Annotated in this window: 15 protein-coding genes and 3 tRNA genes; 9 read left to right on the top strand and 9 right to left on the bottom strand. The window is 30.8% G+C overall.

Going from position 1 to position 15586, the window contains the following annotated elements; translation table 11 throughout:
- Window positions 1–24: 24 nt before the first annotated feature.
- From ACTT9C_RS04700 to ACTT9C_RS04730, 7 genes are all read left to right on the top strand, one after another.
- The gene (locus tag ACTT9C_RS04700; RefSeq protein WP_440923347.1) at window positions 25–771 is read left to right on the top strand and encodes an ATP-binding cassette domain-containing protein; all 747 of its coding nucleotides are present in this window, start codon (window positions 25–27) and stop codon (window positions 769–771) included.
- On the top strand, window positions 772–1575 hold the full coding sequence (locus ACTT9C_RS04705) for a metal ABC transporter permease (protein ID WP_440923348.1): 804 nt from the start codon (window positions 772–774) through the stop codon (window positions 1573–1575).
- Window positions 1576–1590: 15 nt separating this feature from the next.
- Entirely contained in the window at window positions 1591–1998 is a 408-nt protein-coding gene (locus ACTT9C_RS04710) for a Fur family transcriptional regulator (RefSeq protein WP_440923349.1), read from the top strand.
- A 44-nt stretch (window positions 1999–2042) separates the two neighbouring features.
- On the top strand, window positions 2043–2381 hold the full coding sequence (locus tag ACTT9C_RS04715) for a hypothetical protein (RefSeq protein WP_440923350.1): 339 nt from the start codon (window positions 2043–2045) through the stop codon (window positions 2379–2381).
- Between the two features lie 60 nt (window positions 2382–2441).
- Window positions 2442–2663 carry a DUF6552 family protein gene (locus ACTT9C_RS04720; protein ID WP_440923351.1) on the top strand — a complete coding sequence of 74 codons (222 nt, stop codon included), beginning with the start codon at window positions 2442–2444 and terminating at the stop codon, window positions 2661–2663.
- Entirely contained in the window at window positions 2663–3313 is a 651-nt protein-coding gene (locus ACTT9C_RS04725; RefSeq protein WP_440923352.1) for an aquaporin, read from the top strand. The genes ACTT9C_RS04720 and ACTT9C_RS04725 overlap by 1 nt, the downstream gene beginning before the upstream one ends.
- Before the next feature lie 190 nt (window positions 3314–3503).
- Window positions 3504–4469: a hypothetical protein gene (locus ACTT9C_RS04730; RefSeq protein WP_440923353.1), complete on the top strand. Its 966-nt coding sequence runs from the start codon at window positions 3504–3506 to the stop codon at window positions 4467–4469.
- A gap of 23 nt (window positions 4470–4492) precedes the next feature.
- Here ACTT9C_RS04730 and ACTT9C_RS04735 read toward each other — a convergent pair whose 3' ends face one another.
- Genes ACTT9C_RS04735 through ACTT9C_RS04745 form a run of 3 tightly spaced genes read right to left on the bottom strand, consistent with a single transcriptional unit; the run spans window position 4493 to window position 10025 of the window.
- On the bottom strand, window positions 4493–5683 hold the full coding sequence (locus ACTT9C_RS04735; RefSeq protein WP_440923354.1) for a sugar phosphate nucleotidyltransferase: 1191 nt from the start codon (window positions 5681–5683) through the stop codon (window positions 4493–4495).
- Window positions 5683–7401, bottom strand: a complete 1719-nt coding sequence (gene ilvD / locus ACTT9C_RS04740) for a dihydroxy-acid dehydratase (RefSeq protein WP_085147784.1) — start codon at window positions 7399–7401, stop codon at window positions 5683–5685. Before ilvD ends, ACTT9C_RS04735 begins: the two co-directional genes overlap by 1 nt.
- Entirely contained in the window at window positions 7401–10025 is a 2625-nt protein-coding gene (locus ACTT9C_RS04745; protein ID WP_440923355.1) for a valine--tRNA ligase, read from the bottom strand. Before ACTT9C_RS04745 ends, ilvD begins: the two co-directional genes overlap by 1 nt.
- 123 nt (window positions 10026–10148) lie before the next feature.
- On the opposite strand from ACTT9C_RS04745, the gene ACTT9C_RS04750 reads away from it, so the two are divergent.
- Window positions 10149–10222: transfer RNA gene (locus ACTT9C_RS04750), tRNA-Cys, on the top strand.
- A gap of 49 nt (window positions 10223–10271) precedes the next feature.
- A tRNA-Asn gene (locus ACTT9C_RS04755) sits at window positions 10272–10347 on the top strand.
- A gap of 4 nt (window positions 10348–10351) precedes the next feature.
- Here ACTT9C_RS04755 and ACTT9C_RS04760 read toward each other — a convergent pair.
- The 6 genes from ACTT9C_RS04760 to ACTT9C_RS04785 all read right to left on the bottom strand — a co-directional run bounded on the left by ACTT9C_RS04760 (window position 10352) and on the right by ACTT9C_RS04785 (window position 15585).
- Window positions 10352–10720 carry a helix-turn-helix domain-containing protein gene (locus tag ACTT9C_RS04760; protein ID WP_085147780.1) on the bottom strand — a complete coding sequence of 123 codons (369 nt, stop codon included), beginning with the start codon at window positions 10718–10720 and terminating at the stop codon, window positions 10352–10354.
- A 163-nt stretch (window positions 10721–10883) separates the two neighbouring features.
- Complete coding sequence (locus tag ACTT9C_RS04765) at window positions 10884–11618, bottom strand: amino acid ABC transporter ATP-binding protein (RefSeq protein WP_085147776.1); 735 nt, start codon at window positions 11616–11618, stop codon at window positions 10884–10886.
- Between the two features lie 5 nt (window positions 11619–11623).
- Window positions 11624–13066, bottom strand: coding sequence for an amino acid ABC transporter permease (locus tag ACTT9C_RS04770; protein ID WP_440923356.1), 1443 nt, complete (start codon window positions 13064–13066; stop codon window positions 11624–11626).
- On the bottom strand, window positions 13066–14217 hold the full coding sequence (locus ACTT9C_RS04775; RefSeq protein WP_440923357.1) for an amino acid ABC transporter permease: 1152 nt from the start codon (window positions 14215–14217) through the stop codon (window positions 13066–13068). Before ACTT9C_RS04775 ends, ACTT9C_RS04770 begins: the two co-directional genes overlap by 1 nt.
- Before the next feature lie 75 nt (window positions 14218–14292).
- Window positions 14293–15333 (bottom strand): amino acid ABC transporter substrate-binding protein, encoded by a 1041-nt coding sequence (locus tag ACTT9C_RS04780; RefSeq protein ID WP_440923358.1) that lies wholly within the window; start codon window positions 15331–15333, stop codon window positions 14293–14295.
- A 175-nt stretch (window positions 15334–15508) separates the two neighbouring features.
- Window positions 15509–15585 (bottom strand) — tRNA-Arg (locus tag ACTT9C_RS04785).
- Window position 15586 lies beyond the last annotated feature (1 nt).

Genomic DNA, 15586 nt, shown 5'->3' on the forward strand with positions numbered 1-15586 from the left:
AACGTTTATAAGTCAAGTGATATAATGAATGCTAATCAAAATATATTGGTCAAATTAAAAGACGCTGGTTTTAAAATAAACGATAAATGGCTCGTTCAAGGCGTTTCCCTTCAAGTTGAAAAAGGTAAAATAGTTACTTTAATAGGACCTAATGGATCAGGAAAAAGTACAACGGCTAAAATTGCTTTAGGAATTTATAAAAAAATTGAGGGAGAAGTAGAAAAATACACAAATAAAATTGGTTATGTTCCACAAAAAATTTCAATTGATTGGACTTTACCACTTAGAGTCAATGATTTTATGGTATTAACTGAAAGTTTAAAAAATGAAATAATTGATGAGGCACTATCATTAACTGGCGTTATTCATTTAAAAGATAAAAATTTAGGTGATTTATCGGGTGGTGAATTTCAAAGAGTATTGCTAGCAAGAGCTATTTCAAAAAAACCAGAATTGTTAGTTCTTGATGAGCCAGTTCAAGGTGTAGATTTTACAGGTGAGATAGCTTTATATGAACTTATAAAGAAAATTTCTGATGAATTGAATTGTGGTATCTTATTAATTTCTCATGATTTACATACTGTAATGAGTGCTACAGACCACGTTGTTTGTTTAAATGGTCATGTATGCTGCTCAGGGACACCCATGGATGTCGCAAAAAATAATGAATATAAGGCTTTGTTTGGTGAACAAGCTTCACAGATATTATCAAGATATGAACATAGACATGATCATATTCATACTGATGAGGGTAAAATTAAGAAAAATTAAATGTTCGACGATTTTTTTATAAGAGCATTGGTGGCTGGAATTGGAGTTGCTTTCGTTACAGGGCCTCTTGGTTGTTTTGTAATTTGGAGAAGATTATCTTATTTTGGTGATACGTTAGCCCATTCGGCTTTATTGGGAGTTACATTAGCATTTACAATGGAATTTAATATTGCGTTATCTGTATTTATAATCTCATCTTTAATTGCTTTAACATTAATACAACTTCAAAAAAGAACTAATCTTCCAGGAGATGCATTATTAGGGCTTTTAGCTCACTCATCTTTAGCCATAGGACTTGTTGTTATTGGTTTCTTAACATTTATCAGATTTGACATTATGGGATTATTATTTGGAGATATATTAGCTGTTACAGTTGATGATCTATTAATAATATGGGTTGGAGGAGCAGTAATTCTGTTAATTTTGAAATTAATTTGGAAACCTTTATTCGCATCCACAGTAAACTATGAGTTAGCTGAAGCAGAAGGTTTAAATCCTGATAGAGCAAAAGTAATATTCACAATATTGATGGCTGCAATCATTGCTATATCAATTAAAATGGTTGGTTTGTTATTAATAACAGGAATGTTAATCATTCCAGCTGCAATGGCTAGAAATATTTCGTCTAGTCCACAAAGAATGGTTATCTATTCAATCATTGGAGGTCTTCTATCAGTAATTTTAGGATTATTTACATCCTTGGAATTTAATACCTCCTCGGGTCCATCAATTATAACGGCAGCATTATTTTTGTTCATACTTTCATTATTTAATATCAAACAATCAATTAAATTGAAAAACTAATGAGGAATCAGTAAAATGAATAAAATGCACAAAGAACATAATCTCACCAAAAATCAGAAAATTATTTTTGATTTAATTGATAGATCATCTCAGCCACTTAAGGCCTACTCAATACTCTATAATGTTCAAAAAAAAGGTATTAAAGCTCCTCTGCAAGTTTATCGAGCATTAGATAAGTTAGTTGAAATAGGTAAAATTCATAAAATTGAAAGTAGAAATGCCTTTATTGCATGTCATAATTCAAGTTGTCAGGTGGCTAAAGCTACTGCGTTTTCAATCTGTGAGATTTGTGAAAAAGTAACAGAAATAAGTAGCGCAGGTCTTTCCAAATACTTAGCAAACTTTAAAGACAAAGATGGTATGAAATACAGTAAATATAATCTTGAGTTTTTTGGTTTATGCAAAAAATGCACACTTAAATAAAATCATATCATTAATGATGTTTTTTTTATAAAGTTAAATCATTAATGATATTTTTTACCTTAAAGATTGTTCTTGCTGCAATTATAATTGCCTTTGCTAGTTGGCTTTCGGGTCAAAATCCAAAACTTGCAGGTTTTATTATCGCCTTACCTCTTGTATCACTCATAGCTATAGCTTTTTCCTACTATGAGCACAATGATATAGAAAAAACAGTTCTTTTTACTAAGAGCATATTAGTAGCGGTACCTGTGAGTTATTTATTTTTTTTACCCTTCTTTTTTGCAAAATCATTTAATATGAATTTCTTCCTAATTTATGGCACAGGCTTAGCATTTATAGTTGTTGGTTTTTTTATTCATAAATATATAACTAATTTTCTCTAATACTGTTACATCTTAATAAATTTGTAATATTGATGTAATAATTAATAAGAGGGAGAAAATATGTTTATAAAAAAATATCTAAAGTGGATTAGTACCTTTTTAGTTTTACTAGGAATACTTCTTACAAATTTAAATATATATCCTTTAAATATATATTTTCATGGATTAGGAGTTGTTGGATGGACTATAGCTGGATTTATTAGTAAAGATAAAGCAATACTAACTAATTTTGGACTACAAATACCATTATTCTTAATAGGAATTTATAAGATTATTATCTAGTGAAAAATACTAACAAAATATTTCTAGGTGAATTTATTGGAAGTAGCTTTTTAGTAATGGTTATTGTTGGGTCTGGAATAATGGCTGAAAATCTCACAAATGATAATGCTTTGAGATTAACAGCTAATACACTCGCAACTGGTGCTGGCCTATTCGTCTTAATAACTGCTTTTGCAAATATTTCAGGTGCACATTTCAATCCTTTTGTGAGTTTAGCGATGTTTTTAAGAAAAAAAATCAATGGAAAACTTCTCATTATATATATTCCTGCCCAAATACTTGGTTGTTTGCTAGGTGTTATGTTGGCTAATGTTTTTTTTGAACACGATATTCTTGAGTTATCGACAAAAAATAGAGATGGTTTTCATATTTTCTTATCTGAAATAATTGCTACTTTTGGTTTAATTTTTATTATTTTTGCTACTCAAAAAGATGGCAAAATAACAATAGCTGCTAGTGTTGCAACATATATTATGGCTGGTTATTGGTTCACATCATCAACATCTTTTGCAAATCCAGCTGTTGCAATAGCTAGAACTTTTACTGATTCTTTTACAGGAATTAATTATTTAAATACGCCTACATATATTTTAGCTGAATTTTTGGGAGCTCTTATAGCTGTATATTTAATTAAGAAATTAATTAAATAAATACAACTTTATTGAGAAATAAAAAATATTTAAAAGTAGACATCAATATTTAATAGTTTACTAGTTGATGAATCCCCTCCTGATTCTCATATTATTTCATTCTTTTATAGAATTATTTTTATTATCACATTACATAGGTCTTAAGTCATGAATCGATAGGAACCGAAAACAATAATATAAAGGAGATAAAATGGATATGGCTTTAATTTACACGGTTATAGGGTTTGCCCTTGCCGGTTATAGCGTTATCGCTAACGACTCAATTCAAACACTAGGTACATTTATAGCTTCAAAAAAGAAGTGGTTTAAATGGTATACCCTTGCTGGATCTGCATCAGCTGTTATGATTATAGCGTTAGCATGGGGATGGTATTCGTATGATGGTGATATTTCTTATGGAAGATTAACTAGAATACCTTATCAAGAAATTCAATGGTATCACGCAGTAGCACCTGCAATACTATTATTGTTAACAAGAATTGGAATACCAGTATCTACTACTTTCTTAGTTCTTTCAGCATTTGCCTCAACGGTTGTGCTTGAAAAAATGCTTATGAAAAGCGTTGTTGGCTATGGATTAGCAGCAATGGTTGCTTACATCGCCTGGATATGTGTTTCTAAATTCATTAATGAAAAATTTGATGAAGTAGACGAAAAATGGGTAGGCTTCTGGAGAAATAGTGTTTGGATTTCCTCTGGTTGGTTATGGTGGGTGTGGTTGTCACACGACGTGGCTAATATTGCTGTGTATCTACCTAGACAATTAGATTTAACATTGCTTTTAATAGTAATGGGTTACTTTACAGCACTGTTATTCTATATTTTCTACATTCAAGGTGGACCAATTCAAAAAGTTGTTCTTGAAAAAACAGGAACTAGATATGCAAGATCGGCGACAATTATTAACGTAATATATGCTGGTGTCTTATTCTACTTTAAAGAACTAAACGATTTACCTATGTCTACGACATGGGTTTTTGTTGGTTTATTATGTGGAAGAGAACTTGCTATAGCTACCATGAACAAAGAATATAAGTTAGGTTACGTCTTTCCATTAATTGGAAAAGATTTCCTAAAAATGGTATTCGGCTTAACTGTTTCAGTAGGTATAGTACTTGCAATACATTATATAATAATACCAAACAATTGGTTTTAAATATATTTTTGTGGTCGTGTTAATTATTTAACACGGCCATAAATATCCTGATATCGAACAATATCTGTTTCTTTTAAAATTGAACCTACTTGAGCTTCAATAATTTTTACTGGTTTTTTATATGGGTTTTCTATTCTATGGATTGCACCTAATGGAATAAAGATAGTTTCATCGGGTTTCATAGTAAAATATTTCTTATTTAATGTAATTTTAGGTTTACCATGAGTAACTACCCAGTGCTCAGCTCTATGATGGTGTTTTTGAAGACTTAATATACCTTTTGGTTTTACATATAATTCTTTAATCAAGAATTCTTTACCGTTAAATAGATTTACATAACTGCCCCAAGGTCTATGAAATACATTCTTCTTTTTATAATAATGTCTTTTATTTCGTCCATACATCTTACAGATTTCTTTCCAAGAACCTAAATCAGACCATGGAATATCTAATTTGATAGCATTTATATCTTTAGTTTTTTCTAATATTGCATAGTCAAAAGACTTAGCTGTTGCTTTGGTGAATGCTTGTTTGTTTAAATAATACACATTACTTTTATATTTTGCTTTTGTTACAGCTTTGTTACAATTTCGGTAAATATTTGGTTGGTATTTCTTAAAATTATTGATTATTGAATCTTTTCTCAAATAAAACATTCCAGAATTCCAATAACCTTTTTTACTAATTATTTGTTTAGCTTTAGCCGCTTTTGGTTTTTCTATGAATCTCGTTACTTTAGTATTTCTTGTTAAAAAATAGCCAAATTCACTTGAAGGCATTGTGGGTTTAATCCCAAAAATAAAAATATTATTATCAGTGAGTTTCTTTTGGTTTTTTTTGATAGCTTTATTAAATAATGTAACCTTCTCTATCAAATGATCAGCAGCCAAGAACATTAAAGGTTGTTCGCTAGGTATATCCTTTATTAATGCCGTACTTAATATGGCTGGTGCGGTATTTCTTTTAGCAGGTTCTAAAACGATCTTAAATTTTCTTATTTTGTGTTTCTTTAGATGTTGTTTTACTTGCTTTAAATATTTTGCATTAGTACTTATAATTGGAGCATCATATATCGATACTTTAACTCTTTCTAGTGTTTTACCCAACAAAGTCCAATTACCGAAATCTATAAATTGTTTTGCTTGATGTTTTTTAGCGTTAGGCCAAAGTCTTGTTCCAGCGCCACCACATAAAATAACTGGGCGAATTTTCATCAAATTTTTGAATAATCCTTAACTTCGTTTTTCTTACCTGGATGTGTTGGTGCTCCTAAATATGCAGGTCCTACAGTTTGTGCATATTTCCAAAGAGTTCCTGATCCAAAATCAGATTTTCTAGCCTTCCATTTTCTTCTTCTTGAAGCTAATTGTGCTCTAGTTAATCGAACATTAATTGTTCCCTTCTTAGCGTCAATGTCAATAATATCTCCATTACGTAAAAGCGCGATCGGACCACCTAATGCAGCCTCAGGTCCTACGTGCCCTACACAAAATCCACGAGTTGCTCCAGAGAATCTTCCATCAGTTATTAAAGCAACTTTTTCTCCTTTACCCTGACCATAAATTGCACCTGTTGTTGAAAGCATTTCTCTCATACCTGGTCCACCAACTGGTCCTTCATATCTAATAATAATTACATCACCATCTTTATATTTTCTACTTTGTACTGCTTTCATTGCACTTTCTTCATTATCAAAACATCTTGCTCTTCCAGTAAATTGTAATTTTTTAAGTCCAGCAATTTTAACAATTCCTCCTTCAGGAGCTAAGTTACCCTTTAAACCAACTACACCACCCGTTGGTGATAAAGGATTTTTAAATGATCTCATTACTTTTTGTTTTGGATTAAATTTAATTCCCTTTAAATTTTCTTTCATTGTTTTACCTGTAACAGTCATACAATCTCCATGAATATATCCACCTTCATAAAGAGTTTTTAAAAGCATTGGTACTCCACCTGCTAGCCACATATCTTTAGCAACATATTTTCCACCTGGTTTCAAGTCCGCAAGATATGGAGTTCTTTTAAATATCTTTGCAACATCCATTAAATCAAATTTAATACCAGCCTCATTTGCTATTGCTGGTAAATGTAAACCTGCATTAGTTGATCCACCTGTTGCAGCAACAATTGTTGCAGCATTTTCTAAAGCTTTTCTTGTAACAATATCTCTAGGTTTAATTTTTTTAGCTAATAATTCCATAACCATTCGCCCACTTGCTTTTGCATACTTATCTCTTTCTTCATATGGAGCTGGTGTTCCAGCTGAATAAGGTAATGCTAGACCAATCGCTTCAGACACGCAGGCCATAGTGTTTGCAGTAAATTGTCCCCCACAAGCTCCCGCTGTTGGACATGCAACTAATTCTAATTTTCTTAATTCTTTTGCAGACATTTGTCCTGATGAATGTTTTCCAACCGCTTCAAAAACATCTACAACGGTCACATCTTTGCCTTTGTATTTACCTGGCAGTATTGAGCCTCCATATATAAAAACACTTGGAACATTTAATCTTACCATCGACATCATCAAACCTGGTAAAGACTTATCACAACCTGCAATACCTACTAATGCATCATAACAATGACCTCTTACGGTCAATTCAGCGCTATCAGCAATAACTTCTCTTGATATTAATGAGGATTTCATTCCTTCATGACCCATAGCAATACCGTCAGTAACTGTAATTGTACAAAACTCTCTTGGTGTTCCGCCTGATGCTCTCACACCCTTTTTAACAGACTGGGCTTGTCTCATTAAGGCTATATTACAAGGTGCCGCCTCGTTCCATGTTGATACAACTCCTATAAAAGGTTTGGCAACATCTTTTTCTGTTTCTCCCATTGCATAATAAAAAGATCTATGAGGAGCTCTATCAGGTCCTAAAGATGTATGTCTACTTGGTAATTTTTTCTTATTAAATTTCCGCATTATAAACTTTCAATAGTTAAAGATATTTTTTTGATATCATTTTTTAAGTTACTATAGTTAGTTTTTTCTTGTTCAACAATATTTTTTGGTGCCCTATCAACAAATCCTTTGTTTGATAATCGTTGTGAAATCTTATCTAATTCATCTTGGTATTTTGTTTGTCTTTTTTGCAAATTTTCTTTGATTAAACTTAAATCAACATTTTCATCAAAATAAATTTTAAAAATATCACCTGAAATTACAAGAGTTGCAGAAGGTCTATCTTGATCCTTTTCAAAAAAATTATTGATACGACCAAGTTTTTTTAAGATTATTTCATTATTATCCATCAAAGATCTATTTTTTTTTGCTATCTTATTCATAGAAAGATCTACAAATGAACCTGGACTGACATTTAGCTCATTTTTAAACGATCTAAGTTCTGAGATAATATTGATTATTTTCTCTACATCCTTTTGGGATTTGTCTTTTTTGACTTTTCCTGATGGCCAGTTTTTGTACATTAGGAAATTCTTATTCGATTTATCAAACTTATTTTTTAACCATATTTCTTCAGTAACAAATGGTATAAATGGATGAAGCATAATAAGTATTTGTTTAAAAACATAAGCAGATACCTCTTTTACCTCTTTTTTTAACTTCTCATCATCTGAATAAAGAATTGTTTTGGATAGTTCGATATACCAATCACAATATGAATGCCAAGCAAATTGATAAGCATTTTTGGCTGCCTCATCAAATCGATAGTCTTTTATATTCTTTTGAATTTTATCTTTTATTTCTATCAATTCAGAATAAATCCATTTATTAATATTTAAAGTAGTTTTAGGGACTTTATCAGTCTTGTTAAAATCACAATTATTTGTGATCAAAAAATTATTTGCATTCCACAATTTATTTAAAAAATTTCTATAACCTTTTACTCTATCTTCAGAAAGTTTTACATCGGTTCCAGGTGAAGCCATTGAAAGCAAAGTAAATCGTAAAGCATCTGCACTATATTTTTCGATTAAGTCTAAAGGATCAATTACATTACCTTTAGATTTAGACATTTTTTGTCCTTTTTCATCTCTTACTAAAGCGTGGACATAGATATCTTTAAAAGGTTCTTTATTAAGAAATTCCATTCCAAACATAATCATTCTTGCAACCCAGAAAAAAATGATATCAAAACCGGTTACTAACACTGTGGTTGGATAAAATTTCTTTACGAAATCTTTTTTATCTGGCCATCCTAAAGTTGCAAAAGGCCATAAACCAGAAGAAAACCAAGTATCTAATACGTCAGGATCTCTAATTAATTTTACATCTTTTTTGTAATGTTTTTTAGCTTGTTTAATTGCTTCTTTTTCATTTAAAGCAACAAATATTTTATTATCAGGTCCATACCATGCTGGGATTTGATGACCCCACCACAACTGTCTAGAAACACACCAAGGCTCAATATTGTTCATCCACTGAAAATAAGTTTTTGACCAATTATTTGGAAAAAAATTTGTTTTTTTTGTTTTAACAATTTTTTTTGCTTTGATAGCTAATTTTTTTGCATCAACAAACCATTGCTCAGTTAAAAAAGGTTCGATAACAGAATTAGATCTATCTCCATAAGGAACTTTATTTTTTATATTTTCCTCTTTAACAAAATAATCTTTTTCTTTGAGTTCATTTAATATTTTTTTTCGGGCATCAAATCTATCCAATCCTACATAATCTTTAGGTGCATTTTCATTAATTTTACCCTCTTCAGTAAAAACATTTATTATTTCGAGTTTATTTCTCTGTCCTACATCATAATCATTAAAATCATGTGCTGGGGTAATCTTTAATGCTCCTGTTCCCTGTTCTGGATCTGCATAATTGTCTTTTATTATTTTAATCTTTCTACCCACAATAGGTATAGTGACTGTTTTACCGACAAAACTTTTATATCTTTTATCTTTTGGATTAACTGCAATAGCTGTATCTCCAAGCATAGTTTCAGGCCTGGTTGTGGCTATAGTGATAAACTCTGATGATTTGTCTATTGGGTACCTAATGTAGTAAATTTTAGAGTTCATTTCTCTTTGATCTACCTCTAAATCCGAAATTGCAGTTTTTAATACTGTATCCCAATTGACTAATTTTTCTGCTTTATAGATTAATTTCTTTTTATGTAATTCGACAAAAACTTTAATTACAGATTTTGATAAATTTTCATCCATGGTGAATGCATTTCTGGACCAATCACATGAACAGCCAAGTTTTTTTAATTGATTAATAATTATATCACCGTACTGATTTTTCCAATCCCAAACCTTTTCGATAAATTTTTCTCGTCCAAGAGTATTTTTATCTAAATTTTCGTTTTCAAGTTTTCTCTCAACAAGTGCCTGGGTAGCGATACCAGCATGATCTGTGCCTGGTTGCCATAAGGTTTCATAATTATTCATTCGATAATATCGAACTAGCATATCTTGAATTGAATTATTTAAAGCATGCCCCATATGTAAACTTCCCGTCACATTGGGTGGCGGAATTACAACTGAAAATTTTTTAGAGTTTTTTTGAGGTTTAAATAGTTTATTTTTTTCCCAATACGAATAGATCTTATCTTCTACATTGGAATGTATATATTTATCACTCATCTTGGATATAGTTAGTTTATAATTTATTAATCTAAATTAACAATAATCAAATTAAAACGTTATTTGATAGACTAATTCTAAAAATTTTATATAAAACTGATGTAGCTATCATCTAAAACATAAGGCAACGTGGCGGAATGGTTACGCAGAGGATTGCAAATCCTTGTATCCCGGTTCGATTCCGGGCGTTGCCTCCAAAAAAAATCTTGTTTTAGTTAAAAAAAAAAGTAAGTTTGCTTTTTACATTCCTCGGTAGCTCAGTTGGTAGAGCAGTTGACTGTTAATCAATTGGTCGCAGGTTCGAGTCCTGCCCGAGGAGCCAAATTTTACCCAACTTTTGAAATATTGTTCGAAACCTGTAACGATTTGTTAAATTTCAATTTTTGATCAGCATTAAGTTCAGAATATAATTTAACTAAGAAATTATAGTTCACATTCATATGACCCTCTTGAGATTTTTCTAAATTAACTAAGTACTCTGAAAAATCTTCAAAGAAATAGTTTATTGGAACTTTAAGATAATTTGATAACTGTAATAATCTTATCGAACTAACTCCGTTAGTTCCTTTTTCATATTTTTGTATTTGTTGAAATGTGACGTTGATTGCTTTTGCTACTTTTGTTTGTGTTAAACCTAAAGCTAACCTTCTAAGCTTAAGCTTATTGCCTAAATGCTTATTAAAATTATCTTCCATTAAGACCCCTCTTAATTTTTATTAAAAACAGATTGAACAAGTTTTTAATCTCTACTGCAACAATATTATTTTTTTATTTCCTCGGAAAAAACCTAAATGCCCAATATATGTCAAGCAATACTTGAAGAATATTTTGATAAAAATTCCTTGAAATTATTGGTATCTATAGTATCTGGCTTAGGAAAAGTTTAGTCCTATCGCTCTTAGGATTAGCAAAAAATTCCTTGGTATCCGCTTTTTCTACTATCATTCCCTCATCCATAAATATCATTTGATCAGCAACTTCTTTAGCAAAACCCATTTCATGTGTTACAACAATCATAGTCATACCTTGCTTTGCAAGATTTACCATTACATCAAGCACTTCTTTAATCATTTCTGGGTCTAAAGCTGATGTTGGTTCATCAAAAAGCATTATTTTTGGCTCCATACATAAAGCTCTTGCTATTGCAGCTCTTTGTTGTTGTCCTCCAGATAATTGGCCTGGATATTTTTGTGCTTGATCAAGAATTTGTACTCTTTCTAAATGTTTTAATGCTAGTTCCTCAGCTTCTTTCTTTGGCATTTTTTTTACCCAAATAGGAGCTAATGTACAATTATCTAAAATTGATAAATGAGGAAATAAATTAAATTGTTGGAATACCATACCAACTTCAGCTCTTATTTGCTCAATATTTTTTGTATCCTCTGTTAATTCAGTTCCATCAACAATAATATTTCCCTCTTGATGTTCTTCTAATCTATTGATACATCTAATCAAAGTTGATTTTCCTGATCCTGATGGACCACACACTACAATTTTTTCTTTAGGTTTAACTTCTAAATTAATCTTTTTTAGAACTTGAAAGTCACCAAACCATTTGTTCATATTATTAATTTGGATGATGCTATCTGACATAATTTTTATCTATCTGTTTTATATTTTTGTTCTAAATTATAGCTATATTTACTCATTGCATAACAAATAATCCAGAAGATTATTGCTGCAAAAACATATCCTTCCATTGCAAAACCTAACCATTTTGGATTAGTTTTTGCCAAATTTAACATTCCGACTATTTCTAGTAGACCTACGACAAATATTAAAGGTGTATCTTTAACCAAAGCTAAAAATGTATTTGCAATACCAGGAATTACTAATTTTAGTGCTTGTGGAAGAATTACGAATATATGCATTTTCCAATATCCCATACCTAAAGATTTTGCTGCCTCGTATTGACCTCTTGGTAAAGCTTGGAGACCACCACGTATAACTTCTGCTACATAAGCAGCTTCAAATAATGAAATTGCAATAATTGCTCTTACTAATTTATCAATGAAGAAATCTTCTGGTAAAAACATTGGAAACATCACAGCTGACATAAATAGTACTGTTATTAAAGGCACACCTCTCCAAAATTCAATAAAACCAACAGAGATATATCTAATAAGAGGAAAATTTGATCTTCTACCAAGAGCAAAAGCCATTCCTATTGGAAAACAGAAAATTAAGCAGAAAAAAGATATTATAAAAGTTAAAGACAATCCTCCCCATGCTCCAGTTTCAACCCAATTTAAACCATCTAATTTACCTAGCTCAATGTATTCTTCAAAAAATATGAAATATTTTAAAATTATATAAAGAGCTAAAGGTACAATTAGAAAATAATAGAATTTATATTTAGCGGGTATAAAAAATCCTACAATAATAGATACGATAGCTGCAATAATCCCGTATGAAAAATCAAAAAACACGGGACCACCAGATATAAAGAAAAAGATAAATAAAAATGCAATCAAAGGATAAATAACAACATAGTAAAGTGTTAAATATTTCTTAAATCTGTCAGTTGCAAAATAACCAACCGAACCCATTAATACTAAGGCTATAAATGATAAATTTATTCTCCATTGCTCTGCATTTGGGTACATCCCATACATAAATCTTCTCATCCAAACTTTAATATATGTCCAACATGCTCCTGAACCTGTACAAACATCTTTAGTATCTCCTGCGAAACTTGCATCTATAACAAACCAACTGAGAATAGGTGGAATAGATTTAATGATTACAAAAATAATCAGTAAAGATAAAACTGCATTAAAATTGTTGGTATTTATATGTTTATTTATAAGATCTAATTTTTTTATTCCGCTAAACTCTATTCTTATAAAATAAAGTCCAATAAAACCTAATATTAGAGGTAATAAAAAACTTAAAAAATTGGGTAAGAAACCAGTTAAATTTAAACTAAAAAATGAATTTAAAAAAACATCTAATACACTAATCAAAAATAAAAAAGAACCTAAGTATAAAAAAGTATTTAGATTATTTTTATCAGGTTTTAAAAAATTTATTTTTGACATCATTTTTCCTGTATTGCAATTTTTTTGTTATACCAATTCATTAAAAGTGAAATTGAAATACTTAAGGTTAAATAGGTAAACATAGTTATGGAAACTATTTCAATAGCTTTACCAGTTTGCATTAATGCAGTTCCTGCAAATACTAAAACTAAATCTGGATAAGCAATAGCTGCTGCTAGTGAAGAGTTTTTTGTTAAATTTAAATACTGGTTTGTTGTTGGTGGAATTATTATTCTTAAAGCTTGAGGCATAATTACAAGTTTAAGCACCTGATTTGGAGTTAATCCTATAGAAGCTGCGGCCTCTTTTTGTCCTTTACCAACACCTTGAATTCCTGCTCTTACACATTCTGCAATAAAAGTAGCCGTGTACAAAGATAAAGATAAAGTAAGAGCTATCAATTCTGGAGGTAAACTTACCCCACCTTCATATATGAAAGAAGTTGTAGCTAACTGTTTTAAAACAGGAACTTCAAATGAAATACCTACTCCACCAATTAAAAAACTTAAAAGAGGTAAAATAAATATTAATCCTATTGATATCAAAAATACTGGTATTTGTTTTCCTTGATTTTCTTGTACCCTCTTAGCATGAATTCGAATAACAATTATTGCAACTATTGCTGCAACAATTGAATAAAAGAAAACACTGAAATTTTGCCAAATAAACGCTGGAACATATAAACCTTTAATAGTTAAGAAAAAAACACCAAAAATTGCCTCTGCATCTTGTGGAAGCGGTAACGCTCTTAAAGCAGCAAAATACCAAAAAAATATTTGAAGAAGTAATGGTATGTTTCTAAAAAATTCAACATAAAAGGCAGCAAATTTATTTATCAGATAATTAGGAGATAACCTTGCTACACCAACTATTACACCAAGAATAGTTGCAATTATAATCCCAATAACTGAAACAAGAATTGTATTTAATAACCCAACTAAATAAGCTCTAAAATATGAATGTGAGCCATCGTATTCTATTAATGAAAATTGTACATCGAAAGAAGATTCTTGTGATAAAAACCCATAACCAAAATCAATCCCTCTATTTTCCATATTAATCTGTGCGTTGTAGGTAAAAAAACCAAAGACTAATACAACAGCAGTAACTGTAATTAATTGTGGAACAATATCTTTAAGTTTAAAATTCACGATGAAAATAATATAGAGGCTTATAAAAAAAAGGGCTAGAAAAATCTAGCCCTTTTTAATCATTTAAATATGCAATTATCTTGCAGGTGGTACGTAAAGAATTCCACCCTTAGTCCATAATTCATTTGGACCTCTATCAGGTAAAATTCCAGTGTCAGCTATATTTCTTTTATAGCTTTCACCATAATTACCAACTTGCTTAATAATTCTTAGACTCCAGTCGTTATCTAAACCAAATGCAGCACCTAATTCACCCTCTGCTCCAACTAATCTTTTAATAGCTGGGTTATCAGAAGTTTTCATCATATCTGCATTAGCTGATGTAATACCGTATTCTTCTGCTTCAATCATAGTATTCAATGACCATCTTACGATATCTTCCCAAACAGAATCACCTTGTCTCACTACAGGACCCAATGGCTCCTTTGAAACAGTTTCAGGTAACACAATGTGTTCATCTGGATTAGACATTTTTGTTCTCTGTGCTGCAAGACCAGATTTATCAGTAGTGTAAGTATCACATCTACCTGCATCATAAGCAGCTACAACTTCATCAGCTTTTTCAAAAGCAACTGGTTCATATTTGATCCCTTTAGAATTAAAGAAGTCTCTCATATTTAACTCAGTTGTTGTACCAATGTTAGTACAAGCTGAGATACCATCTTTGAATTGGCTTGTTGAAGTAATACCAGAACTTTTTCTCACCATAAAACCTTGGCCATCGTAGAAGTTTACTCCAACGAATGTAAGTCCGATATCAGCATCTCTAGAAAGAGTCCAAGTTGTGTTTCTTGATAAGATATCAATCTCACCAGAAGTTAAAGCTGTAAACCTTTCTTTAGCACTTAGTGGTGTAAACTTAACTTTGTTTGCATCACCTAGTACTGCAGCAGCTACTGCTCTACATACATCAACGTCAATACCAGTCCAATTTCCTGCAGCGTCAGCGTTAGAAAATCCTGGAAGACCTTGAGATACTCCACATCTTACAAAACCCTTTTTTTGAGTGTTTTTAAGTGTCTTAGATTTTTTAGCAGCCATAGTCTCTGTTGTAAAAGTGAACAACACAGCTACCATAGCAACTAAAGAAGTTAATTGTTTTAAGTATTTAAACATATTTCTTCCTATTGTTTATTTATTTGTTAACAAATAATTCAAAATTACTTTTGAATATTCATAATTTAAGCATGTTCAAAAATGCTCTTCAAGAGGAATTTATTGGTTTTTTTGACATAGTGGAATTCTAGTCAAGATAATAATTATATAAAAAACTATGGTGAAAATTGATATATGGCGCGCCCTGAAGGATTCGAACCTACGACCCTCGGTTTAGAAAACCGATGCTCTATCCAGCTGAGCTAAGGGCGCA

Source organism: Candidatus Pelagibacter sp. (genome assembly GCF_052049575.1).
Lineage (GTDB): Bacteria > Pseudomonadota > Alphaproteobacteria > Pelagibacterales > Pelagibacteraceae > Pelagibacter.